A 22,632-nucleotide genomic window follows, 5' to 3' on the forward strand; every position below is an offset into this window, starting at 1 on the left:
GAATTGCAACGCAATATCGCCTGAGGGAAGATGCCCCCACCCCGAAGGCCGAGAGGTTCCAGACGCACGCATGACCGAGACGCAATTTGATCGGCTGACGCCTCGCGAGTGCCAATGCCTGCTGATGGTGCGCGATCTCAAAAGTTCGGAGGATATTGCCCGCGCCCTCAATATCAGGCCCGGCACCGTCAACACCTATATCCGCGACGCGGTCGTCAAGCTGGGCGCGCGCGACCGCCGGCATGCGGCCCTGCTCTATGCCGAGCATCTGGCCCGGATCGTGCCGCCATCTACCACTAGCGCCCCCGAGAAAATAGGGGGCGATTTGATAGGTCTAGCCGATCAGGCCGATCCTGCAGCAGCTGTGCCACACGCCCAGAACGCCATCGATCGGTCCAGGCCGGAGGATGGTCTTGAGGGCGAGAGGCGGTCCGTCACCCCGCCTCGCGGGCAGGTCAATCTCGGCCTGCTCGTGCGGGAAATTCTCGATGGAACGAGACCGGACGGGATGACGCTGGTTACGCGGTCGCTTCTCACTCTGGCGGTCGCGATCGCGATCGGCTTCTGCTTCTTCGCGATCAGCGCTGGCCTAGGCATGCTATTCAGCATTGCCGATTTTCTCCGCCGCCTCTCCCACTGAGCCTTCCCCACACCGGCATCACAGCAGGTGCGCCACGATACTGGCGCGAGGAGAATGCGCATGTCCAAGCCGACCGACCATCCGCTCCATAGCGGCATCATGACCGTCGCTGCGGCAATCCAGCTGGCCGAGAAGTCTGCCGACAGCGGCATCGTCTCGACGGCCGAGCTCATCATCGCAACGATCAGGGTCCAGGAAGATCAGGGTCTTCCGCCCGGTATTGCCGAACCGGCGCTCGCCAAGCTGCGGCGCGCGATCGATGCCCATATGGAAAGCCGAACAGCGATCGTGGAAGCCCATGCCGAATATGGCCGGATCGCCAAGCGCTTCGGGGCCACGCCAGAAAGCTTCGGTCCGACCTGGCCCTGCCAGCAGGCCAAAGCGCCCTCTGCGCCTGTCGCCACGCTTGCAGCCGCCGCCTGAGCCCGATTTGCAAATGAGGGAAGGCCAGCCTTAATGTGGACAAGCGACCATGATCCTGCTGGCCTTCCTCATCCTTTCGGCAATCTGCTGCAGCTATGCCCTGGTGCGGGGCGGCAGCCCCGAGCGGCTGACCGCAGGAGTTTTTCTTGCAGGCACCTTCGCCTCGATCATGATTTCCATCCATGCGCCTCCCCCGCCAGAGGGCTTCCAATCGGCGATCTTCCTGGTCGATCTCGCCATGCTGATCGCGCTGGGGGCGATCATGCTGTTCGCGCGCCGCTACTGGCCGATGGCGATCACGGCCTGTCAGCTGCTGGCGGTGATGGGCCATGTCATCCGGTTGCTCGATCCGCAGATCGTTCCTGTCCTCTACTGGATCAGCACCGCCTTCTGGGCCGTGCCGCAGATGCTTTTCCTGGCGGCTGCCACCGCGCGGCATCGCAGTCGGCTCCGCCGCCATGGCGTCGACCCGGCCTGGTCGCGCCGGCCTGCCGCCGACCACGCCGGGTAAAAGGCACAAGCCCAGCGCAGCGGCATGTCGGGCCAAGAGCCGGACTTATCCACAGGTCAGACCTGCGTCATGCCGGAAACAAGGCGAGATGACCGATCAACCGCGCAAGGCGCTCCGACCTGGCAACATGGCGGCGCCAGGAAAGCCTGCCAGGATGCTAGCCGGCACCAAACGGCGGCGCGTGCCCCGAGCCCCTACTCCTTTGGAGGACGAGATGGGTGCAAGATTCATCCGATCGATCGGCGAGATGCGCCGTCGCCGCGCTGATCATGCCGCGCTTGTCCAATCGGCTGAACCGGCATGGGATATCATGCTCGACATCTATGCCTGCGCCCTTGAACGGATCGACCTCTCTGTCACGGCGGTAGGAATTGCCGCAGGGATTGCGCCGGCAACCGCGCAGAGATGGATCAAGAAGCTGGCAGCGCTCGGCGTCATTGAAAGGCTTGCCGATCCCCGTGATCGCCGCCGCAAGCTGGTGAGACTATCCCCGGCAGCGCTGGCGGCCATGCACCATTGGCAAACTGAAGCGCGCGCGATCTTGGAACAGATCGTACGTCGTGAAGAGCCATCGTGACGAACGGCCGGCCCCTCATTGCAGCCGCCCTGCGGACTAAGCTAGGATAGGATGATGCGGACCGATCTGGATCATTTGCCCGGCGACAAACAGCGCGAGCTCGAACGGGTCGTGCGGATCATCTTCGAGGAATTCGAGGATGCGCTGGCGCTCGCCAACCATGGCTGGAAGAAGCGCGGCCGGATCGAGAAGATCATTCTCTATGGCAGCTATGCCAGGGGCGGATGGGTCGACGAACCGCACACCGCCAAGGGCTATCAGTCCGACTATGACATTCTCATCATCGTCAATGACAAGCGGCTGACCGAGCGGGTCGACTATTGGCTCAAGCTCGAGGACCGCTTCAATCGCGAACTGGCGATCACCCACGCGATCCGTACCCCGGTCAATTTCATTGTCCATACGCTGCAGGAGGTGAATGACGGTCTGGCCCATGGCCGCTATTTCTTCATGGACGTGCGCGAAGACGGCATCGCGCTCTATCAGGTCGAAGACAGCGAGCTCCATGTTCCCAAGCCAAAGACGCCCGACCAGGCGCTTGCCATGGCACAGGAATATTTCGAGGAGTGGTTTCCTACGGCAAACCATTTCCACGCGTCCGCTTTGCATTCCGCGTCGCAAGGTTGGCTAAAAAAAGCGGCATTTGACATGCATCAGGCCACTGAACGGCTCTATCACTGCGTGCTGCTCGTCACGACCTTCTACACGCCCCATGTCCATAATATCGGATTCCTGCGCACACAGGCGGAGCGGCTGGATCGCCGGCTGGTCGATGTCTGGCCGCGCGAGCGGCGCATCGATCAGGCACGCTGGGAAAAGCTCAAAGAGGCTTATGTGAAGGCCCGCTATTCCAAGCATTACAAGATCAGCGAAGCGGAACTCAGCTGGCTTGGCAGACAGGTCGAGGATCTGGGCTGTGTGGTGCATGAAGTCTGCGCCGAACGGATAGCCGAGTTGAAGCGGACTGCCGGCGTTCTCGCCCGAACATCCAGGACCTGATCATTCGGGCAGTTCGCCCTGCTTGCGGATGGCGTCGGCAATGATCATGGCGAGCGACTCCTCCGCACGGACACGGGCGCCTAAATCCTTCGATGTCAGATCCTGCCGGATCCAGATCGGGGCGCGTTTGATCACGGCGAGAATGGCGGCCTGTACGAATTCACTCATATGCGCGCCTATGCCGGGCCTTGGCTATCGAGGCAACGCATCGGTCTCACACATCCGTGGGGCGCGGCGATGCGGGTGCAAAAAACATGATCCACTATAGTGAGTGGGCCGCCGCCGGACACGGATACCGCGCTTCTTGCCTTTGCTATCCCCGATGTCTCGACGTCATGTCCCTGCAGCGGAAAGAAGATTGCACTCAATATGCGCCGATTGGCTGTCCTTTGCGCTAGCCAATTGGCGACTGAGAGAAAGCGCAGGCCGATAGGTACTGGCTCTCAAACCCTCAGCTGCACATCATCGACGGTTTGGCCAACTGGCTTCGACCGCGGATCTCAAGAGCTTCGCTCCCTGCACATTAGTTGCCCCGGTAAGTCGAGTATCCATAAGGGCTGACTACCACCGGGACATGATAATGGCCCTCTTTGTCGGCAACGCGGAAGGTCAGGACAATTTCAGGAAAGAAGGGATTTGCAGACGCATCGGGATATTTCGACATATCGAATTCAAGGCGGTAGACGCCCGTGTCGAACAGGCCGCCATCGTCGAAGCTACGAACACGACCATTGGCATCCGTCGTTGATTTGGCCACTTGCTGCCAGACGCCATCCGCCGAGCGCTTGGACAGTGCAACAGGCACGCCCTTGCCGCCGGTGCCACGTGCAAGGTCGAGCACATGCGTGGAAATTTCAGCGGCGGTGGCCGGGAAGACGCTGCACCCATAGATTGAGGCGAATACGGCCAAGGTAGCTAGTTTCATGGTGACCTCCCCGAAAAGCGATGCTCTTTTCCAAAATACGTCCATTTGGCTCACGTCCTCCCGCCCGATGCTCAAAGCGGGCTGAGTGCGTCCAGTTCCCGCTATGAGAAATGTCGAAACGCGCCATCATTGGCGGGTGATGCGTACCAGATTCCAGTCATATCCCAACCGTTTGACGCGCTCGGCAAGCTCGGTTTTCATCTGGTCCGAAGGATGTTGGTCACGGGTCAGTACCCACAGATAGCGGCCGCTGGGTTCTCCGACGATAGACCAGCTATAGTCATCGCCATGATCCAGCACCCAATAGTTGCCATAGAATGGGCCGAAGAATGATACCTTGAGCTTGGCGTTGCCGCTACCCTCGACCAGCTTGGCCTTGCCGACCGATTCCTTCCATTTCGATCCCCGGCGTCCACGGTTGACGACCCGGACGGTGCCGTCCGGATTCATCACATAGTTGGCTGTGACGCCGTCCATGTCCTTCTGAAAAGGTGCCTCATATCTGAATTGCTCGAACCAGAGCCCCATATACTGTGCGAGGTCGACGGCTTTGGCGGGGGCGGGTACATTAACGTTACCAACTGGTCCGGGCCGCTGGATGAGCGCGCATGCGCCTAGTAGAGTCGTGGCAGCCAGCAGGCTGCCGATAACCAATTTTCTATGCATCTTGCTTTCACGATATGTTGGAATTTGCCTGCTATACGCACCGAATGTTGGATGTTTCCGTGAAGGAGGGAGACGCGCCGCTCGTACCACTTTAGTCTGGCAGCCGGACTCCGTTCCACGCGAACAGCCCGCCACTGTCTTGCGGTGTAAGCCCATCGAGCACATCGAGCAGCCGCTCCGCAGCATATTCCGGCGTGAAGATTTTTCCGGTCGAAATGCGGGCGGTGAAGGGAGCGGAAAGGGCGCTCCTTACGGTGCCGGGATGGAGGGCAGCGGCGATGGCCTGGGGATGTGTCCGCCCCATCTCGATCGCGAAATTTCGGATCATCATGTTCAGTGCTGCCTTGCTTGCCCGATAGGCATGCCAACCGCCAAGCCGGTTATCGCCGATCGACCCGACCTTTGCTGAGAGCACAGCGAAGATGGCGCGTCGATCTTTCGCAAGCCGTGGCAGGACATGTTTGGCGATGAGAGCGGGGCCGATAGCATTTATCAAATAGCTTCGTGCGAGTGCTTTGGCGTCCAGGGCACGCATCGTCTTTTCCGGAGCGATTGCCGCCACCTGATCGTGCAACATGCCGGTGCAGACAAATATCAGGTCGAGCGAGCTTGGCAGAGTTGCTGCTGCCGCGGCAATCGACGCCTCATTCTCCAGGTCGAAGCTGAAGGGCACGCAGTCCGGGGCCGGGACAGATCGACCTTTTCGCGAGCCGGTGTGGACCGAACTGAACCGTCCACCTTGCGCGAGACGGAGCGCAATGGCCTGGCCGATCGCGCCACTCGCGCCGAATATCGCCGCCGTTGCGGGTCGGGCCAGATATTTGCCTGTCTCATTTTGCAAAGCAGTCATCGTGCGACGGCTCCATTGACGCTAGCGTCGATCGGTTGCGACAGCATTGTGTCAGCAAGCAGGACGCCCGAAAGCCATGCGCCCTCGACCGTCGGTGAATGACACCAGTCTCCGCAGGCACCCAAGCCTATGCCAGGATTCCAGATGATCCTGCTCGACTGCGCATAGGGCTGCGAGAACCGCCAGCGATGGGCCTTCAAAAATGTGGGGGCAGGGAGCCTGATCTGGAAAAGTCGCGCAAAGGCGTCGAGAAGATACGCGGCAGCCTCAGGCGGCGACCATTCCAGATGATCCTGGGACCAGTGGCTGTTGGCGTGCAATATCCAACATTCACCATCACCCCTTTCAGGTTTGGACCTGTTGCATGCAACCATCGAGAAAATATCGACGTTGGTAGCGAACGGCGTTGGTACATCCAGTTGATGCGGAAATTCGACCATAACCGCCCAGCAAGGTGAGGACCTGACAGACGCGGCCTCGCGCGCAGCTTCGAGATCGTGAAGAGACAGCAGTGGTGCCGCCTGCTCAGCCGGAACGGCGATCACCACCGTGTCGAATGGACCTACGCAATCTCCCTCTGCCTGGATCATCCAACTTGAATCTTCCCTGACAAGAGATTGAACCCGGAACTCAAAATGGACGTCAAAACGCCGGCTTTGCTCGCGAACCAAGGTGGCCATTGCGGGCACCCCTACCATCGCATTCCCTGGGCCGTCGCTCCAACGCGCAACCCAGCCAGCCTTTCGCCAACGCCCGACTTCAGTTCGGAATCTGGGATCCCTTGCCGTGAACCAAGGCGCTCCCAAATCCCATGATGATGATCCAATTGCGACCGTTGTGAGCCTGCCACCGGGACGATGCCCCTTGTCGACGAGCATGATTTCACCGCAATGACGCAGCCGTCCTGCGCAGGCCAATCCTGCAATGCCAGCCCCGATGATGCCAATGCGAGGCATTTTATTGAGACTGCATGAGTGTCATGATCTCCCTACGGCTTGTGGGATCATCGCGGAAGCAGCCGAGCATCTTGCTGGTCATCATCGTTACGCCATGGGTACGTACACCGCGGCCGGTCATGCAACCATGACTTGCCTTGATGATGACAGCGACCCCATGGGGCTTGAGATTGTTCCAGATACAGTCCGCAATTTGAGCGGTAAGGCGCTCCTGGACCTGGAGGCGCCGGGCATATCCGTTCAGAACACGGGCCAACTTGGATATGCCCACGACCCTGTCCTTGGGAAGGTAGGCTATCGAGGCGGTTCCCGTGATTGGCGCAAGATGATGCTCACAGTGGGACTGGAAAGGGATGTCACGCAAGAGGACTATTTCATCATATCCTCCTACCTCATCGAACGTGCGAGAAAGATAGGTGGCTGGATCGATCTCATATCCGTTGCAATATTCTTTCCATGCACGCGTCACGCGCGCAGGCGTATCTCGAAGGCCTTCACGATCAGGATCGTCGCCCGTCCATCGCAGAAGCGTTCGGATAGCATGGTGAACTTCTTGGGGAGCTGAGAGAGGCTCTGGACCGCTTTTCGAGCTATCCTCATCGATAGGGACGAACCCGGCAGTAACGAAATTCATGACAGCTCTCGAATATCTGGCCGCCTGCCCCTTGCAAGCGATGCGAAGAGGGCATGCTAGTCAACTGAACAGGGCTCTGCGATATGACCAAATGGGAAGGAGTTGCAGTGACCAGAATATCGGATCCCAATTCTCTGATTTGCAACAGCCAGGTAGCGGCCGTGGTCAGCGATCCTCGGCGCGCCGACAATCCTATCGTGGCCTGCAATCCTGCCTTTGTTGAGTTGACGGGCTACTCCCAAGAAGAGGTCATAGGCCGAAACTGCCGGTTCCTGCGCGGTGCCGGAACCGAGGCCGAGCAGACGGAGATGTTGCGCGACGCTGTAGCCCAGGTGCGACCTGTCATGGTCGAGCTGATTAATTACCGTAAAAACGGCACCCCTTTTCGCAACGCTGTAATGGTTGCGCCGCTTTTCGATGACGAAGGCGAACTGGAATTCTTTCTGGGTTCTCAGATGGCCATCGACGATCGGCCGGTCAGCCGCCATCAGCAGGCACGCATGCGAATTGAAAATCTTAGTGGCCGTCAGCGTCAAATAATCGAGGCGCTTGCCCAAGGGCGCCTAAACAAACAAATCGCGTTCGAGCTGGGGGTTACCGAGCGGACGGTGAAGATGCACCGCGCTGCCGTTCTTCGAACTTTGGAAGTGCGGTCGGTGGCAGAGGCAATCCGGATTGCGATAGAAGCTGGCCTCTAGAGGTCGCGCCGCGCAGCGAACCGGGCCAAAGTCCTCAATCGGGCAGCGCTTATGCCAAACGGCTCCAGAGCGCTATCGCATGCGCGCAGGAGCGCTTCCACTTCAAGAGCTGTAGTTTCTGCTCCCAGGACCGTGACGCCGGTCTCCCGGCTTTTATCTTTGTCCTTGTTTACGGCCTTTCCGACAATGGCTGCATCGCCCTCAGAATCGAGGAGGTCGTCCCTGAGCTGGAAAAGAAGGCCGAGGTCGGTAGCATAGGACTTTAACGCGCTGCGCGTTTGCGCATTGCTTCGGCCCAGCAACATGCCTGCTTCCACTGCGAACCGCACAAGTGCGCCAGTTTTCCGATTGAGGCAATCGATGAGCCCTTCTCGTGAAAGGTCTGCTTCGGGATACAGATCCATCATCTGACCGCCGGCAAGTCCATCCTGACCGATGCATTTCGCAAGGCCCAGAACAAGTTCGCTGCGCACGGCCGCATCGGCATGGGTGCGCGGATCAGAGAGAATTTCAAAGGCCAGTGCCAGCAGAGCATCGCCCGCCAGGACCGCTGTGGCCTCGTCGAACCGACGATGAACGGTAGGTCGTCCTCGCCGAAGATCGTCATCGTCCATGCAGGGCAAATCGTCGTGGACGAGGGACTGAGCATGTACGCACTCAATTGCCGCAGCGACACGCAGTGCCGAACCCCGGTCACCCCCCAACATTTCAGCCACAGCCAGGGCAAGAGCGGCTCTAAAACGCTTTCCTCCTGCCGTAGCAGCGTAGCGCATCGCGTCGGCGAGACGAATATTGCGTGTGGGGCAGTCACCGATCGCATCCATCAGCACCGTGTCGACTGCTGCACGATCATCAGCCAGAATCTTGGGCAGATGCGGAGGGGCTTGCTCGGTCGTTACCACTGAAATGGGTCGAAATCGGATTGATTCTTCCGGTCCAGCCATTTCCTCGCGCAAGAAGCCAAGGCCATCAAGCCAGGAACATATTTCTTCAATCGCCTCGTCCGGGGCGGATGCGGCTGCGCTCAACCCTATTGTAGAGGCTTTCGCCAGTGGAATATGAGCCAAATCTTCAGCATCTTCGATCAGAAACGCCTGCGGACAATCAGCCGCCAGCGCCGCTTCGACCAGTCGGCGCGCATTCGAAGATGTGGGATCTCCAACAATCAACATGATATCGCAACGCGGCGCTATTTGCGTCACAGCAGATTGCCGGTTTGTGGTTGCATAGCAGATGTCGCTTGAACGCGGACCGACGCAATTGGAGAATCGAGCCTCTATCGCCTCGATCAATCGAGCTGAATCGGCGACTGAAAAGGTCGTCTGGACGGCGTAAGCTACTGGCGTTTCAGGTCGTGTCCCACGGGGTGGTGTAGGAAGGTTTCTCTGAGAGGGTGGCCACCGTCGATCTTCTGGTAGGGTTCGGATGCGAACTCGAACCTGGAGAAGAAGACGATGACCGACGACAGAATGGCCCTTGTTGAGCTGATTGAGCAAGGGGCAGACAGCGATTTGGTGCGCGATATGCTGGCATTTGCCGCCGAGCGCATGATGGATCTGGAGATTGAGGCCAGAACGGGTGCGGCTGCGGGCAGTCGCAGCCCGGCGCGGCTCAACCACCGCAACGGCTATCGCGAACGGGGCTGGGACACTCGGGCCGGCCGGATCGAGCTGGCGATCCCCAAGCTCAGGAAGGGCAGTTACTTCCCGAGCTTCCTTGAGCCACGCCGCACGGCTGAGAAGGCGTTGGCGGCGGTGATCCAGGAAGCCTACGTCCACGGTGTCTCGACTCGCTCGGTCGACGATCTGGTCAAGGCGATGGGCGCCAGCGGCGTCTCGAAGAGCCAGGTGAGCCGTCTGGTGGCCGAGATCGACGAACGGGTGAACGCCTTCCTGCAGCGGCCGATCGAGGGCGAGTGGCCCTACCTGTGGATCGACGCCACCTACCTCAAGGTCCGCGAGGGCGGGCGGATCGTCTCGACGGCGGCGATAATCGCCGTCGGCGTCAACACCGATGGTCGGCGCGAGGTTCTGGGCGTTGCCACCGGCCCTTCAGAAGCGGAACCCTTCTGGAAAGCCTTCCTGCGCTCGCTCGCCGACCGGGGACTTCGCGGGGTAAAGCTGGTCATCGCGGACGACCACAAGGGGTTGCGCGCCGCCGCCAGCAAGGTGTTCGCCGCGAGCCAGCAACGCTGCCGGGTCCACTGGATGCGCAATGCGCTGGCACATGCCGCGCCCAAGCAGCGACCGGCAGTCATCGCCATGATCAAGACGATCTTTGCGCAGGAAACGGCTGAAGCGGCTCACCAGCAATGGGAACAGGTCGCCGATGCCCTGCGCGAGAAGTTCCCGAAGCTGGCCGACATGATGGCCGGATCGCGCGAGGACGTGCTTGCCTACATGACCTTCCCGAAGGAGCACTGGGCGCAGATCGCGTCGACCAACCCGCTGGAAAGGGTGAACAAGGAGATCAAGCGAAGGGCCGATGTCATCGGCATCTTTCCGAATGACGCCGCCGTCGTCCGCCTCGTCGGAGCACTCATGCTGGAACAGAATGATGAGTGGGCGGTGTCACGCCGTTACATGACGCTGGAAACCCTCGGCTCGGTAAGCCATAACCCCATTGTCAGCCTGCCAGCTCTGGCTGCCTGACCCGAACCTGATCCTACTGCGGATCGACGGTTCCTACACCACCCCGTGGGACACGACCGGCGTTTCATCTGGCAGGGGGAGGGCGCTGACACTGGCCAGATCCGCTACTATCGAAATGGCGTCAGGGGGCAATTGTCCAGTGGTTCCGATTATCTCGGGATGGTCCGCATGGCCGACGAGCAAGACGTGGCGGCCTTGCGAATTCCATTGAGCGACCTCGGAATGAATTTTTGCGACCAAAGGGCAAATGGCATCCACGACGCGCAAACCACGTTTATCCGCCTGCGCTTTCACGGCGGCTGCACTTCCATGCGCGGACAATATCGTGACTGCGCCTTGAGGGATTTCGCTCACATCCTCAACAAAAACGGCGCCTAATTCCTCAAGCTGCTTTAGCACCCTTCGGTTGTGCACGATCGCATGGCGCACATAGACAGGAGCACCATGGACATGCAGCGCGTCCTCAACGGCTGCAATCGCACGTCGTACGCCAGCGCAAAAGCCACGCGGATTGGCCAACAGCACCCGTCTGGGCTCAGGAGAAAAAGCCTGATCTTCTCTATCGTCTGGTGCGCTGATCATCGCCTCATCCTATCTATCTGACATATTTTCAGTTTTTGGCTTTGAATACCATACTCCCCTTTGGACAGGTTGTGGCACTCCACCAATTCCATAGCGATGCCTTGAACCAGCATTCCTCAAACCAAGGCGATACATGATGTCATCAAAGCCTTCTGCAATCGTCATCGGATCAGGCTTTGGGGGACTTGCGCTTGCAATCCGCTTGCAAAGTGCCGGTATCGGCACGACGCTCATCGAGGCACGCGATCGCCCAGGCGGGCGAGCCTATCGCTGGGAAAGAGAAGGTTACATATTCGACGCCGGTCCGACCGTGATTACCGATCCGGCCTGCCTGGAAGAATTATGGATGCTTTCAGGCAATCGAATGGATGAGGATGTGACCCTCAAGCCGGTGAGCCCCTTTTATAGGCTTGTCTGGAACGATGGCACACAGTTCGATTATTCCAATGATGACGCGCTGTTGGAAAAAGAGATTGCCAAGCTCGATGCGAAAGACATCGAAGGCTACCACCGGTTTCTGGACTATGCGCGGTCAGTTTACCAGGAGGGCTACGTAAAGCTGGGTGCAGTCCCATTTCTTGATTTCAAGAGCATGTTGAAAGCGGCACCCGCCCTTGCCCGGCACAAAGCATGGCGGTCTGTCTATGCAATCTTATCGAGCTTCGTGGGGAACGAAAAGCTACGCCAGGCCCTGTCATTCCACACTTTGCTGGTCGGGGGCAATCCGATGAGCACGAGTGGCATCTACGCCCTTATCCACCACTTGGAGCGGGAGGGAGGAATATGGTGGACGACTGGCGGCACAAACGCACTCGTCGATGGGATGGTGGCGCTTTTTGAGCGATTGGGCGGAGCGCTCATGCTGAATGAACCGGTACGGGAAATTTTACATGAAGGGCGTCGCGTAACTGGCGTGGTCACGCAGGATGGACGTCGCATTCATGCAGATCAGATCGCCTCCAACGCGGATGTTGTCAGCACCTATAAAATGATCGTCGGGTCTTCTCACGCATTGAGGAAAAGGCATTCACTCGAAGCTAAGCGATTTTCTCCCAGTCTTTTTGTTTTACATATGGGAATTAAAGGAAATTTTCCGAAAATCGCGCACCACTCGATTCTATTTTCCGATCGCTACGGTCCCTTATTGGACGACATTTACAAGGGGGGGCGCTTGCCGAAGGACCCGTCAATCTATTTGCATAATCCCGGAGCCAGTGACGCAAGCGTGGCTCCTGCCGGCAAATCGGTCTTGTACGCGCTCGCCCCTGTGCCGCATTTGGGCGCTGCGGCAGTCAATTGGGCGGAGGAGGGCGACCGCTATCGCCAAATCATCATAGGCCGCATTCGCGACCTGTTGATCCCCGATATCGAGGATCGGATCGAAATCTGCTTTCACTATACGCCGGAAGATTTCCAAAGGGATTTGGACGCTCATCTCGGTAGCGCTTTCAGTCTAGAACCGGTGCTGACGCAGAGCGCCTGGTTTCGAGCACATAATCGTGATGACCGATTTGAAAATCTTTTCCTGGTAGGAGCAGGTACCCATCCCGGCGCGGGCATCCCGGGCGTTGTCGGAAGTGCCAAAGCGACTGCAGGGCTCATGATGCAAACCGGGAGGCCCTGAGGCCCGTGTGAACATTGCTGTTCTATAGGCCTACAGAGCTCTATCGCTCACGCTCTATGGATGATCCGTTATCTTTCCAGCGCCAAGATCTGCTGCTCGGACAATAATTGCTGTTTCAGCATCCCGTAATCGACATCCTGCACGCTCCTGCCCTCCCGGATCGCGATGGATGCCGCAGCAGCGGCCGATTGGCCAAGGATCATGAAGACGGGCTCCATTCGGATCGAGCCATAGGCAATGTGCGATGCCGACAAGGCGACCGGGACCAGTAGGTTGGTCGCTTCCTGGCGCTTCGGGATGATCGCATCATAGCTGATCGGATAGGCGCGTTCAGGGCTGACCTCGATATTCCCTTCGTTGCGCGCAAAGCCTCTTGCATCGACGATCCGCCGGACATTGTGCGAGTCCATATTATATGATCCCATGCCGACCGGCCTGGGCGTCGCCTTCGTGCCGCGCAAATGCGGTTCGGCCATGACAAAGTCCGAAACCATGCGCCGCGCTTCGCGCACATAAACTTCCCGCGGCCAGTTACCATTGCCGGTGAATTCATCCTTGCACAGGCCCCAGCGCGACATTTCGGTGCGCGTCTCGGCCGGTACGCCAGGATCGTTTGCCATGAACCACAGCAGCCCCTGCTGATAGTCCACATGCTCCTGAATGATGGCAGCCCGTTCGGTGTCGGTTCCCTCGGGATAGCGGTAATTCATGCCGATATCATCGAAGGAGAAGGCACCGAAATTGTTGGTGTCGGTCTTGCCGTTGGGGATGCGATCGAATTTGCGGAAAAAGTCGCGATAGCCCGCATCCATATAGCGTTTGAGCAACGCATATTGGCGCGGATCATAATGGCGCGGCCTGGGAAAAGGCGTGCGGTTGGCTGGCACGTCGGTCAGGCACATGCGGAATGTATAGGCCTGTATGCGATGGTCGCCCGTGCCGTCCGGCGCGATCGGATCTGCCGTTACCCGCGGCAACAGGCCGCTGCCGGGCTTACCCGGGACGACATAGGGATCGACGTCCAGTGTGAATTGATGATTGGTCGTGTTGGCCATCTGGACGCCGTTCAACGTCTCGCCGTAGGTGGCATTTGCTTCGCGCCCGACCGCAAAGCCCACCCCTGCCCCCGCCATCAGATCGCCTTCATAGCTGGCATCAATGAAGACATGTCCGGCAAAACGACGACCAGTCCCGGAACGGAAGGCGACAACCCGACCGGCTTTCACCTCCACGGCCCCGTCCCGCCGATCGATCGGCTGGGATCGAACGACGGTAACACCGGCCTCCTTCAGCCAGGCCTCGTAAATCCCCTCAGCCACCTTGGGCTCGAACTGCCACATCGCATCGTCATTGACGAAATTCTCGGCGTTCTCCGGACGCCTGGCAAAGGTCCAGGCAGCCGGATCATCATAATGACGCTTCACCCGCCGATAAAATTCGAGCGAGAGGCCACCAATGGCGCGATGATTGCCGGTGTCGGACCAGCCCAGGCCATTGGTCGTCATGCCGCCGACATAGGCGTCGCGACAGACGAGCAGCACCGACCGGCCCAGCCGCCGTGCCTCGACCGCCGCAATGACGCCGGCCGAGGTGCAGCCATATATCACGATATCCGCCGGTGTTTGTGCAACCGTGCTGGCGTCGGCCGCGCCGGCCAGCAGAAGGGCCGCGGCGAGCATGGGGCGAAGCGCCTTGATCCTGCCAGCCATCAGAAAGTCGCCGCCACGCCGAAGAAGAAACGGCGGTCCTCTCGCAGCGAACTGAGCAGGCGCGCCGGATCCTGGAGATATTGCCGTTCGACGGACCGGGTGAGATTGATGGCCTCTGCCGTCAGGCGGACGGTCTTGGTGAGGTTGATCTGGGCCGAAGCGTCGAGTTGCCCCCTGGCCTGCATATAGGAGCTGCCGCCCGATGCGGCGCTGCCCTGCCCCTGCAGATATTTGCTGCGGTGGATATAGGCGACCCGGAAGGACAGCAATTCGTCCTCATAATAGCCGATGAGATTATAGCTATGCTTCGACAGGCCCGGCAATGGCAGGCCGCGTTGGGTCGCCTCGTCTACCAGCGGCGTCTTGCTGTCGACGAAGGTATAATTGGCCTGAATGCCGAGATTGTCGAAGGGCGCCGGCAGGAAACGCAGCGCGTGCTGATAGGCCAATTCGAATCCCTTGATGGTACCCGACTTGCCATTGACCGGCTGGGTAATCTGGAACAGGTCGTCCGGCCCCGTCGACAGGCCGGGCACGAATTCGGGCCGGGTCGTGTTGATGGTGAAGGAACTGACGTCCTTGTAGAAGCCGGCAAGCGTCAGCGCACTGGACGGTGCAAAATACCATTCGAGTGTCGCATCATATTGCGTTGCCTGGAACGGCCGCAGGGCGGGATTGCCACGCGATCCCGTGCGGGCGACGATGAATGGAATGAAGCTCACCCCGACATCGTTAAGACTGGGACGCGCGACCACCTTGGCAGCGGCAGCGCGGAACATGAGGCTGGGCGACAGCTCGAGCGAGAGGTTGGCGCTCGGCAACCAATAGTCGAAGCGCGATTTCGACGCGGTTGCCTGTGTGTCCGACAGATAGCCCGAGGATATGCGCTCGATACTGATATAGCGCACCCCCGCATTGCCGGTGATCGGTATCGATCCGACCTCGCTCTTGAAATTGGCCCGGACATAGAAGGCGAGCGTGTCCTGATCCACGTCGCGGATCGACACGCGGCCAAGCGGGATCGTATCGGCGCGAGGGATCGGCAGGCCAAATGCATCGCGTGCAACATCCTTGTCCACGGTCCCGGTCAGCAAGTCGCGTGGGAAATCGCCCGAGGCTCCAGGAAAGAAGCTGCTCATGCTATTGTCATAATTGAGCCCCGGCATCTCATCGACGGTGATGATGCCATCGCCATTCTTGTCACCAACGGCCAGCAGGCTTGCCGCGGAGGGGACGCTTTGTGGCGATTCCGAATAAAATTTGATCTTCTCGTAGCGCGAGCCAACCTGGATCGAGCTGAGCAAGCCCCAGTCGGTGCGGATGTCGAAATCGACACGGCCGTCATAGCCGCTGTTGTTGGTGATATTGTCGCCATCGAAGATCGATGCCAGCTGATATTGCGCCGGATCGTTACGGTCGAAATTGGTGTCGAGCGAAAGGTTGGGCACCGGGCCGCCCCCCGAGAAATCATAGCTCGCATTGGTGACATTGCCGGCACGCGGGACCACCACATAGGTGAAGGATGCGCCAGGGCCACCATCCGTGCCCTTGCCCTTGCTGTAGGAAGCGTCCGCCGACATCTTCACGACATCACCGTCATATTTGGTCGAGAAACCAAGATTGGTGGATCGGAACTCGGTCGGCTCGTCATAGATGAGCGGCCGCAGCGTCACGCCGGTGAAGGTGCCGCTGACGACGGTGCCATGTTCGTCAGCAACAGCATCGACGTCATTATTATTGAAGAGAATCTGGTAATTGGCGCTGTTGCGTTCCCGTTTCAGCCGCGAATAGGTGCCGTCGAGAATGATCTCCCAATTGTCGGCAGGACGAAACTGCAGCGAACTGTTGAGCGTCAGGCGCTGCTCCCGCCGATCATAGATGCGCGCCATGAAACGATTCGGCCGGAACAGGCCGGGGTCGTCGACGCCGTCACCATCGCCGTCGATGGCATCAGTACGGGTCCAGCCGCCGGAATCGAATGACTGTCCCTGGGTATGGGTGTTGGAATAGGCGATGCTGGCAAGGACGCCGAAGCGATCGTCGAAATTCTTCGAGATGAGGGCTGAGCCTCGGTAGCCAAGATGATCGGCCTGGTCGGTATAGGCACCCTGAAGCCGCCCGCTGATGACAAGGTCGTCAAGGTCGAGCGGACGCTTGGTCTTGAGGTTCACGGTGGCGCCAAGCGCCCCTTCGGGCATGTCGGCGGTGGGAGACTTCGAGACGACGATGCTGCCGATGATTTCCGGACTGATCGATTCTAGCGACGCACTGCCACCTGCACCCGGCCCCAGGAAGGTGCGGCCGTTGATTTCCAGGCGGTTCTGGGAAATGCCGCGGACGGTGAAGTTCGAGCCATCGCCTTCGCGCCGCGTGATCTGGACGCCGGTGATGCGGCTCATGGATTCAGCGACATTCTGGTCAGGCAGCTTGCCGATATCCTGCGCCGTGATGACATCGACGATGTTGCTGGCGCGGCGCTTCACATTGATCGACTGCTGCAACGAGCCGCGAATGCCGGTGACAATGATGTCCTGCGCCGCCTGATTGTCGGAAGAGACTATGTCATCTGGTGCAGCGCCCGCCGCTTCACTCCCCTGTGGATTGGGCTCACCGGCCGGCATCATGGTGAAAGCGGCTGCCGGGGTCGGACCGACCTTGCCTCGCTTGAGCACGATGGCGCTGCCGACCCTGACCATGACGAGATCCGTGCCTGCAAGCAGGCGCTGAAGCGCCTGCGACACATCCATTGCCCCTTTGATGCCGGAAATGGTGACACCCTCAGCTGTGGGGGCCGACACCAATATTTCGATACCCGCCTGTCTGGCAAAGAGCGGGATGCCGGTGCGCGCCGGTTGCGCGGGGATATCGAATCGCCGGACCTGGGCCGCCGCCTCTGCAGGCGAAGCCATGCTCCAGGCCAGGCTGGCTGAAGCCAACATAAAATAGGCGCGCGAAGCTCTCATACATCCTCCCCTGTCTGGCGCCCTGTTTTCTGGTGCGCTCTCGACCATCAAGAGACGGGCGGGTCGGTTTTCCGTCAGCTGCCTGCGATCTTTTTTCGCGAAAGGCGAATTTCCTCGGCTGTCATACTTACCGAAATATCGAGGGAAATGGCCAGGGTCCGCGCAAAACCTGCCGGATTATCGATCCGGAACAGGCCGACCAGCTTCTCATTGGCAAGGCTTGGGTCGGACAGCACCAATTGCTGCTTGTTGTAGCGATTGAACCGGGCAATGGCGTCAGACAATGTGTCCCCTTCGAGCGCGATTTCACCCGCTCGCCAGGCGAGCGACCTCTCTATCGCCTGCGGTGAATTGCCAGTGGCGGGAACCAGCGCGCCCCGCTCGAAGGTCGCAAAATCCCCGGCCCTGAGGATGGTCATGGCCCCTGCCCCGTTACGGGCCCAGGTTGCCACGATCCCCTCGGTCACGGCAATCTGCACGCCATTTTCGGTCCGACTGACGGAAAAGGCCGTGCCGATCGCCCTTGCCTGCGCAATGCCGGCATCGACGATGAAGGGACGCCGTCGGTCCTTTGCAACCTGAAACCAGGCCTGACCTCTTGCCAGCGTGACGCGTCGGCTTTCCTCGTCGAGGGCAACCCGCAGGTCGCTACCACTGTCGATCGTTGCGACCGAACCATCTTCGAGCGGAAGACGCCGAATTTCACCGCGCTCGGTCGCGATATGCTCCCCCGTCCAGCGCGAAAACCCGACCATGCCCGCGATCGCCGCCGCCATGGCACCACCGACCCCGGCCGCCATCCATCGACGCCGCGTCCAATGGGAGCCGTGCTCCGGCCCGGCGTCGGCAACAAGCGCTTCCTCCGCCAGGGCCAGGGCAGCCTGCGCACGCAGCAGCGCCCCGGCATGGAGCCGGTCCTGTGCGAGCCATGCGTCAAGAGCGGCCTGTTGATGCGCATCCAAGGGATGGCGCATGGCCCAGTTGGCAGCTGCCTCGTCAATGCTTTCGCGCACGGACACCTCCGCTGCTCGAAGGCTGTTCCTGTTCGGGCTCGGTCAATGTGCGAAGAATGGTTCTCAAGCCGCGGCTCGCCTCATTCTCGACAATGGTTTCGCTGATGCCCAGCGTCTGGGCAATCATCTTCTGGCTCAAGCCCTCGACCCTGCGCATGATGAAGATCCGGCGGGCACGGTCGGACAGCTGTGCCAGCGCCGCCTGTACCCTGGCCAATTCCTGGCGTCCCTGCGCGAAGCGCTCGGGCGTCAGAGGATCACCTTCCTCTTCCCAACCATCAATGCCGGACGCAGTCTCGATGCGAACCACCCGCGCCCGCTCCACCTGTCGTTGCAATATGTGTCGCGCCATCGTGAAAAGATAGGCGCGCGGCACGGCAACATGCGCGACATCGGGCAGCTGGGCCAGACGGCAATAGCATTCCTGCACGATATCCTCCACATCGGCCGCCGCAAGCACACGCCGCCGCAACCAGCTCCGCAGGTCACGTTCATGGGGCAGAATTTCCCGTGCTACCCATCTGGCAAGCGCGTCGCGTTCCGTAGTTTCTCTCCTCTCTCGTTGCCAAGAGCCATGGAAGAGGCATTTCCGTCACGGTTAAAGCAATTTTGTGGCGGAGAAACAGATACGCGCCGATAGGTGCACATACTCGAACAATCTCCGCAAAAACTGACTGACTATCCCGATCCTTCGCTGCCACCCGATGGGATTTTTTCGCTTCTTTCAGCGGATTGTAGGTTCCAAGCGCTCATGTGAGATCAATGAATTGCAAAGGGAGATGATAATCCGATAAATTGCGGTAACTATCGGACATATCCCAATTGCCGTACTCTGGAAGCATGATCCATTAGGGCCGTGTCGAAGATGATTATTCCCGGTGACATGATGCAGACTGACCTGCCCCCCGAAAGATCCCTCATTCTGATGTAGAGTCTGTCCACGAGAAGGAGCAGACGCATGAGGAAGCGCCGTTTTACTGAGGCGCAGATCATCGGGATGATCAAGGAGCAGGAGTCCGGGCTACCGACGGTCGAGATTTGTCGGAAGCATGGGCTGAGCACGGCGACGTTTTACAAGCTGAAGGGCAAGTACGGCGGGATGGAAGTGTCCGATGCCCGCCGGCTCCGCCAGCTTGAGGAGGAGAACGGCAAGCTCAAGCGATTGCTGGCCGACAGCATGCTCGACAATGTGATCCTGAAGGATCTGTTGGGAAAAGTCTGACGACACCAGGTTTGCGGCGAGACGCGGTGCTCAAGGTGCTGGGGCTCTATCCGATTTCCCAGCGCCGGGCCTGCGTCCTGATCGGTGTCGATCCCAAAATGGTCCGGCGCGAACGCCCGCCGGACCACGGAGCCATCCGGACTGCGATGCGTGAGGTCGCAGGCCAGCGCCGTCGCTTTGGCTATCGCCGGATCGGCATCATGCTGGAACGCCAGGGGATGACTATGAACCACAAGAAGCTCTACCGGCTGTATCGTGAGGAAGGATTGTCGGTTCGCCGCCGTCGTGGGCGCAAACGGGCGCGTGGCAGCCGCACACCGATGCCCGTGCCGCTGGTTCGTAAGCGCTGTTCTGCCCCCACCTTGCGCGTTTGAAGCGTAGCGCCGAGTTTCCGCGCCCTGATTGGGCTGGAGTGCGCTGCTACTATGATAATCTCGGGTGATGATCCTGTGAGCAAGGGCGCGCAGCGGTTCGAGGTGTTTACGGGCGCGGGCAAGCGGCGAGAGTGGCCGCCCGAAGTGAAGGCCTCGATTGTTGCAGAGTGCTATTCGGGCCGGGACGGGGTCAGTGCCGTGGCTCGCCGGCATGGGCTCGATCCCTCTCAGGTTTACGCGTGGCGGCGGGATTTGCGCAAGCAGCTCGAGGCCAAGGGGGGGATCCTGCCTTCGGAAGAGCCGGAAGCGGTCGCGTTCGTGCCTGCCGTAATCGAGCCCAGCGCGGTGTCCGGTCCTGCTCCCACGCGGCGTCCCCGCCGTCGACGTTGCGCAGCAGCTGCAGCTGTCGAGCTGGAGATCGACGGTGTGGCAGTGAAGATCGGCCGCAGTGCCGACGTCGGTGTGATTGCCGCGGTGATCGAAGCGCTCAAGGCGACGCGATGATAGGACCTGGGGCTGGCGCGCGCGTGATGGTCGCGACGCGCCCGGTGGATTTCCGCAAGGGACCTGACGCCCTGGCCGCGCTGGTCGGAGCCGAGTACGGCGGCGATCCCTATTCGGGCGTGATCTACGTGTTCCGGGCGAAGCGTTCGGACCGGATCAAGCTGGTCTGGTGGGACGGCACGGGCCTGTGTCTGATGGCCAAGAAGCTCGAGACCGGTGGCTTCAAGTGGCCGGGCATCCAGGACGGCGTGATGCGCCTGACCTCGGCGCAACTCGGTGCCCTTCTGGAGGGTCTGGACTGGCGCAGAGTGCACGGTGGACGCCGTCCCATTGTCCCGCAGATTGCCGGTTGACGGGGCCTTCGCCTACTGATTCACTGCCTGCCATGCTCATGGAAGCGGACCTCCCCGACGACGTTGAAGCGCTGCGTGCGCTCGTCCTCGAACAGGCCCGCGAGCTCGACACGCTCAAGGTTTTCCAGGCTGATGTGGAACGCCTGAAGGCGATCATCGAGGCTCTGCAGCGCCACCGTTTTGGACGCCGGTCAGAGCAGTTCGATCCTGATCAGTTCGAGCTTGCGCTGGAAGAAGTCGAGACGGCGTTGGCTGAAGCCGAGCATGCCAGGGACAAGGCAAGCCGGACTCCCGCCGAGCGCCCCCGCAAGAGCAACCGCGGTTCGCTCCCTGCCCATCTCGAACGGATCGAGCAGGTCGTCGATGTCGAGGACAAGGCCTGTCCGTGCTGCGGCGGCGCGCTCCACCAGATCGGCGAGGATGTAGCCGAACGCCTCGACGTCGTGCCCACGACCTTCCGTGTCCTCGTCACCCGCCGCCCGCGCTACGGTTGCCGCTCGTGCGAGAGCGCCATTGTGCAGGCCCCGGCACCGGCGCGGATCGTCGAGGGCGGCATTCCCACCGAAGCGCTGATCGCCCAGGTGCTGGTCGCCAAGTACGCCGATCATCTACCGCTGTACCGCCAGGCGCAGATCTACGCCCGGCAAGGCATCCAGCTTGATCGATCCACCCTGGCAGACTGGGTCGGACGGGCAGCTTGGTATCTGCGCCCCTTGCGCGATCACATCCTTGAGCGATTGCGACGATCAGAACGACTATTTGCGGACGAAACTACGGCGCCGGTGCTCGATCCGGGGCGTGGGCGAACCAAGACCGGCCAGCTATGGGCCTATGCCCGCGATGACCGACCTTGGGGCGGCGATGATCCGCCGATGGTCGCCTATGTCTATGCAGCCGATCGCAAGGGCGAACGGGCAGAAGCGCATCTCGGTGATTTTGCAGGTATCCTGCAGGTCGATGGCTATGGCGGCTATGCCGCGCTCGCCAGGCGCCGCCAGCAGATCAGCCTCGCTTTTTGCTGGGCACACGTCCGGCGCAAGTTCTACGAGCTGGCCGACAACTCGCCGGTGGCAACGGAAGTGCTGCGTCGCGTCGCCTTGCTCTATGCCATCGAAGATGAGGCGCGAGGATTATCGGCGGAGCAACGCCGGGCTGTTCGCCATGACCGCAGCCGCATCATCGTCGATGATCTTCGCCAGTATCTCGAGGCCCGCATCCGCCAGGTCAGCGCCAAGAGCAAGCTCGGCGAAGCGATCCGCTACGCGCTCACCCGCTGGGATGGGCTGTCACGCTTCCTCGAGGATGGCCGCATCGACCTCGACAGCAACACCGTCGAACGCTCTATCCGGCCCCTCGCGCTGAACCGCAAGAATGCCCTGTTCGCCGGTTCCGACGAAGGCGGCGACAACTGGGCGGTGATCGCCACGCTCATCGAAAACTGCAAGCTCTCCGGCATCAACCCGCACATCTGGCTGACCGATACGCTGAACAGCCTGGCCAACGGTCATCCTGCGAACGGCGTCGCCGAACTCATGCCTTGGACCACCGTGGGCTGAAAACACCGCTTACGCTGGTTCCGGGTTCGCGCTGGTCGATGGACTTTGTCTCCGACACGTTCGGTGCCTCACGCAAGTTCAGGATCTTGGCCATCAATGATGATTGCTGCCGGGAGAACCTGTGCCTGGTAGGTGAGCTGCAGCGACGTCGGCTGATCCCTTAACTGCTACATGTCCAGGAAGCGTTCTACACTCAGCTTTC

23 protein-coding genes and 3 pseudogenes are annotated in these 22,632 nt (G+C 60.1%); 13 read left to right on the plus strand and 13 right to left on the minus strand.

Features of this window, described 5'->3' with window-relative positions; all coding sequences use genetic code 11:
* The first annotated feature begins 70 nt into the window (after window positions 1-70).
* The 5 genes from U0025_RS21585 (at window position 71) to U0025_RS21605 (ending at window position 3,150) form a co-directional block, all read left to right on the plus strand.
* The gene (locus U0025_RS21585) at window positions 71-640 is read left to right on the plus strand and encodes a helix-turn-helix domain-containing protein (RefSeq protein WP_004209634.1); all 570 of its coding nucleotides are present in this window, start codon (window positions 71-73) and stop codon (window positions 638-640) included.
* Window positions 641-700: 60 nt separating this feature from the next.
* Window positions 701-1,063 carry a hypothetical protein gene (locus U0025_RS21590; protein WP_004209635.1) on the plus strand — a complete coding sequence of 121 codons (363 nt, stop codon included), beginning with the start codon at window positions 701-703 and terminating at the stop codon, window positions 1,061-1,063.
* 49 nt (window positions 1,064-1,112) lie between these two features.
* Entirely contained in the window at window positions 1,113-1,574 is a 462-nt protein-coding gene (locus tag U0025_RS21595; RefSeq protein WP_004209636.1) for a hypothetical protein, read from the plus strand.
* Between the two features lie 310 nt (window positions 1,575-1,884).
* Window positions 1,885-2,151, plus strand: a complete 267-nt coding sequence (locus U0025_RS21600) for a MarR family transcriptional regulator (RefSeq protein WP_323156742.1) — start codon at window positions 1,885-1,887, stop codon at window positions 2,149-2,151.
* Window positions 2,152-2,205: 54 nt separating this feature from the next.
* The gene (locus U0025_RS21605) at window positions 2,206-3,150 is read left to right on the plus strand and encodes a nucleotidyltransferase and HEPN domain-containing protein (protein WP_004209639.1); all 945 of its coding nucleotides are present in this window, start codon (window positions 2,206-2,208) and stop codon (window positions 3,148-3,150) included.
* On the opposite strand, the gene U0025_RS21610 is transcribed toward U0025_RS21605, so the two are convergent.
* From U0025_RS21610 to folE, 7 genes and pseudogenes are all read right to left on the minus strand, one after another.
* Window positions 3,151-3,318, minus strand: a complete 168-nt coding sequence (locus U0025_RS21610) for a DUF6771 family protein (protein WP_004209640.1) — start codon at window positions 3,316-3,318, stop codon at window positions 3,151-3,153.
* A 355-nt stretch (window positions 3,319-3,673) separates the two neighbouring features.
* Entirely contained in the window at window positions 3,674-4,075 is a 402-nt protein-coding gene (uraH, locus tag U0025_RS21615; RefSeq protein ID WP_004209641.1) for a hydroxyisourate hydrolase, read from the minus strand.
* Window positions 4,076-4,201: 126 nt separating this feature from the next.
* Window positions 4,202-4,741, minus strand: a complete 540-nt coding sequence (locus U0025_RS21620) for a lipocalin family protein (protein WP_004209642.1) — start codon at window positions 4,739-4,741, stop codon at window positions 4,202-4,204.
* Between the two features lie 91 nt (window positions 4,742-4,832).
* Window positions 4,833-5,591: an SDR family NAD(P)-dependent oxidoreductase gene (locus tag U0025_RS21625; RefSeq protein WP_004209644.1), complete on the minus strand. Its 759-nt coding sequence runs from the start codon at window positions 5,589-5,591 to the stop codon at window positions 4,833-4,835.
* Window positions 5,588-6,271 carry an NAD(P)/FAD-dependent oxidoreductase gene (locus U0025_RS21630; RefSeq protein ID WP_048939285.1) on the minus strand — a complete coding sequence of 228 codons (684 nt, stop codon included), beginning with the start codon at window positions 6,269-6,271 and terminating at the stop codon, window positions 5,588-5,590. The genes U0025_RS21625 and U0025_RS21630 overlap by 4 nt, the downstream gene beginning before the upstream one ends.
* A gap of 87 nt (window positions 6,272-6,358) precedes the next feature.
* A pseudogene (locus U0025_RS26140) lies at window positions 6,359-6,547 on the minus strand (NAD(P)-binding protein); the annotation flags it as partial.
* Window position 6,548: 1 nt separating this feature from the next.
* A complete protein-coding gene (gene folE / locus U0025_RS21635) occupies window positions 6,549-7,181 on the minus strand; it encodes a GTP cyclohydrolase I FolE (RefSeq protein ID WP_004209646.1) in 633 nt (210 codons plus the stop codon).
* 83 nt (window positions 7,182-7,264) lie between these two features.
* Between folE and U0025_RS21640 the strand changes: the two genes are divergently transcribed.
* Window positions 7,265-7,879, plus strand: a complete 615-nt coding sequence (locus U0025_RS21640; protein ID WP_048939287.1) for a PAS domain-containing protein — start codon at window positions 7,265-7,267, stop codon at window positions 7,877-7,879.
* Here the strand turns inward: U0025_RS21640 and U0025_RS21645 are convergent.
* Window positions 7,876-9,375 carry a polyprenyl synthetase family protein gene (locus U0025_RS21645; protein ID WP_169331138.1) on the minus strand — a complete coding sequence of 500 codons (1,500 nt, stop codon included), beginning with the start codon at window positions 9,373-9,375 and terminating at the stop codon, window positions 7,876-7,878. The two genes, U0025_RS21640 and U0025_RS21645, sit on opposite strands and share 4 nt — an antisense overlap.
* On the opposite strand from U0025_RS21645, the gene U0025_RS21650 reads away from it, so the two are divergent.
* Window positions 9,334-10,530 carry an IS256 family transposase gene (locus tag U0025_RS21650; protein ID WP_004207098.1) on the plus strand — a complete coding sequence of 399 codons (1,197 nt, stop codon included), beginning with the start codon at window positions 9,334-9,336 and terminating at the stop codon, window positions 10,528-10,530. The genes U0025_RS21645 and U0025_RS21650 overlap by 42 nt on opposite strands.
* Before the next feature lie 33 nt (window positions 10,531-10,563).
* Here U0025_RS21650 and U0025_RS21655 read toward each other — a convergent pair whose 3' ends face one another.
* A complete protein-coding gene (locus U0025_RS21655; RefSeq protein ID WP_080604482.1) occupies window positions 10,564-11,112 on the minus strand; it encodes a hypothetical protein in 549 nt (182 codons plus the stop codon).
* Window positions 11,113-11,248: 136 nt separating this feature from the next.
* On the opposite strand from U0025_RS21655, the gene U0025_RS21660 reads away from it, so the two are divergent.
* The gene (locus U0025_RS21660; protein WP_004209649.1) at window positions 11,249-12,736 is read left to right on the plus strand and encodes a phytoene desaturase; all 1,488 of its coding nucleotides are present in this window, start codon (window positions 11,249-11,251) and stop codon (window positions 12,734-12,736) included.
* A 68-nt stretch (window positions 12,737-12,804) separates the two neighbouring features.
* Here U0025_RS21660 and U0025_RS21665 read toward each other — a convergent pair whose 3' ends face one another.
* From U0025_RS21665 to U0025_RS21680, 4 genes are all read right to left on the minus strand, one after another.
* Entirely contained in the window at window positions 12,805-14,445 is a 1,641-nt protein-coding gene (locus U0025_RS21665; protein ID WP_323156743.1) for an FAD-dependent oxidoreductase, read from the minus strand.
* Complete coding sequence (locus U0025_RS21670; protein WP_234415667.1) at window positions 14,445-17,354, minus strand: TonB-dependent receptor; 2,910 nt, start codon at window positions 17,352-17,354, stop codon at window positions 14,445-14,447. Before U0025_RS21670 ends, U0025_RS21665 begins: the two co-directional genes overlap by 1 nt.
* 128 nt (window positions 17,355-17,482) lie before the next feature.
* The gene (locus tag U0025_RS21675) at window positions 17,483-18,427 is read right to left on the minus strand and encodes a FecR family protein (RefSeq protein ID WP_234415666.1); all 945 of its coding nucleotides are present in this window, start codon (window positions 18,425-18,427) and stop codon (window positions 17,483-17,485) included.
* Window positions 18,405-18,881 (minus strand): RNA polymerase sigma factor, encoded by a 477-nt coding sequence (locus U0025_RS21680; protein WP_306452558.1) that lies wholly within the window; start codon window positions 18,879-18,881, stop codon window positions 18,405-18,407. Before U0025_RS21680 ends, U0025_RS21675 begins: the two co-directional genes overlap by 23 nt.
* A 498-nt stretch (window positions 18,882-19,379) precedes the next feature.
* Here U0025_RS21680 and U0025_RS21685 point away from each other — a divergent pair.
* The 5 genes and pseudogenes from U0025_RS21685 to U0025_RS21705 all read left to right on the plus strand — a co-directional run.
* Window positions 19,380-19,975, plus strand: a pseudogene (locus tag U0025_RS21685) (transposase); the annotation flags it as partial.
* Between the two features lie 117 nt (window positions 19,976-20,092).
* The gene (tnpA, locus tag U0025_RS21690; protein WP_279731898.1) at window positions 20,093-20,521 is read left to right on the plus strand and encodes an IS66-like element accessory protein TnpA; all 429 of its coding nucleotides are present in this window, start codon (window positions 20,093-20,095) and stop codon (window positions 20,519-20,521) included.
* A gap of 26 nt (window positions 20,522-20,547) precedes the next feature.
* Window positions 20,548-20,874 (plus strand): IS66 family insertion sequence element accessory protein TnpB, encoded by a 327-nt coding sequence (gene tnpB / locus U0025_RS21695; RefSeq protein WP_206434212.1) that lies wholly within the window; start codon window positions 20,548-20,550, stop codon window positions 20,872-20,874.
* A gap of 32 nt (window positions 20,875-20,906) precedes the next feature.
* Window positions 20,907-22,430: an IS66 family transposase gene (gene tnpC / locus U0025_RS21700; RefSeq protein ID WP_004209593.1), complete on the plus strand. Its 1,524-nt coding sequence runs from the start codon at window positions 20,907-20,909 to the stop codon at window positions 22,428-22,430.
* Window positions 22,394-22,567, plus strand: a pseudogene (locus U0025_RS21705) (IS3 family transposase); the annotation flags it as partial. The gene tnpC and the pseudogene U0025_RS21705, both read left to right, overlap by 37 nt.
* Between the last annotated feature and the right edge of the window lie 65 nt (window positions 22,568-22,632).

It is taken from the genome of Sphingobium yanoikuyae (genome assembly GCF_034424525.1).
In the GTDB taxonomy this organism is placed as follows: Bacteria; Pseudomonadota; Alphaproteobacteria; order Sphingomonadales; family Sphingomonadaceae; genus Sphingobium; species Sphingobium yanoikuyae.

Bases quoted from the DNA above. Each gene is read 5' to 3' on its own strand.
- U0025_RS21600 (WP_323156742.1), top strand. From the start codon at position 1,885: ATGCTCGACATCTATGCCTGCGCCCTTGAACGGATCGACCTCTCTGTC.
- uraH (WP_004209641.1), bottom strand. From the start codon at position 4,075: ATGAAACTAGCTACCTTGGCCGTATTCGCCTCAATCTATGGGTGCAGC.
- tnpB (WP_206434212.1), top strand. From the start codon at position 20,548: ATGGTCGCGACGCGCCCGGTGGATTTCCGCAAGGGACCTGACGCCCTG.
- U0025_RS21605 (WP_004209639.1), top strand. From the start codon at position 2,206: ATGCGGACCGATCTGGATCATTTGCCCGGCGACAAACAGCGCGAGCTC.
- U0025_RS21640 (WP_048939287.1), top strand. From the start codon at position 7,265: ATGACCAAATGGGAAGGAGTTGCAGTGACCAGAATATCGGATCCCAAT.
- U0025_RS21660 (WP_004209649.1), top strand. From the start codon at position 11,249: ATGTCATCAAAGCCTTCTGCAATCGTCATCGGATCAGGCTTTGGGGGA.
- U0025_RS21620 (WP_004209642.1), bottom strand. From the start codon at position 4,741: ATGCATAGAAAATTGGTTATCGGCAGCCTGCTGGCTGCCACGACTCTA.
- U0025_RS21665 (WP_323156743.1), bottom strand. From the start codon at position 14,445: ATGGCTGGCAGGATCAAGGCGCTTCGCCCCATGCTCGCCGCGGCCCTT.
- U0025_RS21590 (WP_004209635.1), top strand. From the start codon at position 701: ATGTCCAAGCCGACCGACCATCCGCTCCATAGCGGCATCATGACCGTC.
- U0025_RS21650 (WP_004207098.1), top strand. From the start codon at position 9,334: ATGACCGACGACAGAATGGCCCTTGTTGAGCTGATTGAGCAAGGGGCA.
- tnpC (WP_004209593.1), top strand. From the start codon at position 20,907: ATGCTCATGGAAGCGGACCTCCCCGACGACGTTGAAGCGCTGCGTGCG.
- U0025_RS21625 (WP_004209644.1), bottom strand. From the start codon at position 5,591: ATGACTGCTTTGCAAAATGAGACAGGCAAATATCTGGCCCGACCCGCA.
- U0025_RS21655 (WP_080604482.1), bottom strand. From the start codon at position 11,112: ATGATCAGCGCACCAGACGATAGAGAAGATCAGGCTTTTTCTCCTGAG.
- folE (WP_004209646.1), bottom strand. From the start codon at position 7,181: ATGAATTTCGTTACTGCCGGGTTCGTCCCTATCGATGAGGATAGCTCG.
- U0025_RS21595 (WP_004209636.1), top strand. From the start codon at position 1,113: ATGATCCTGCTGGCCTTCCTCATCCTTTCGGCAATCTGCTGCAGCTAT.
- U0025_RS21585 (WP_004209634.1), top strand. From the start codon at position 71: ATGACCGAGACGCAATTTGATCGGCTGACGCCTCGCGAGTGCCAATGC.
- U0025_RS21630 (WP_048939285.1), bottom strand. From the start codon at position 6,271: ATGGCCACCTTGGTTCGCGAGCAAAGCCGGCGTTTTGACGTCCATTTT.
- U0025_RS21670 (WP_234415667.1), bottom strand. From the start codon at position 17,354: ATGGCTTCGCCTGCAGAGGCGGCGGCCCAGGTCCGGCGATTCGATATC.
- U0025_RS21610 (WP_004209640.1), bottom strand. From the start codon at position 3,318: ATGAGTGAATTCGTACAGGCCGCCATTCTCGCCGTGATCAAACGCGCC.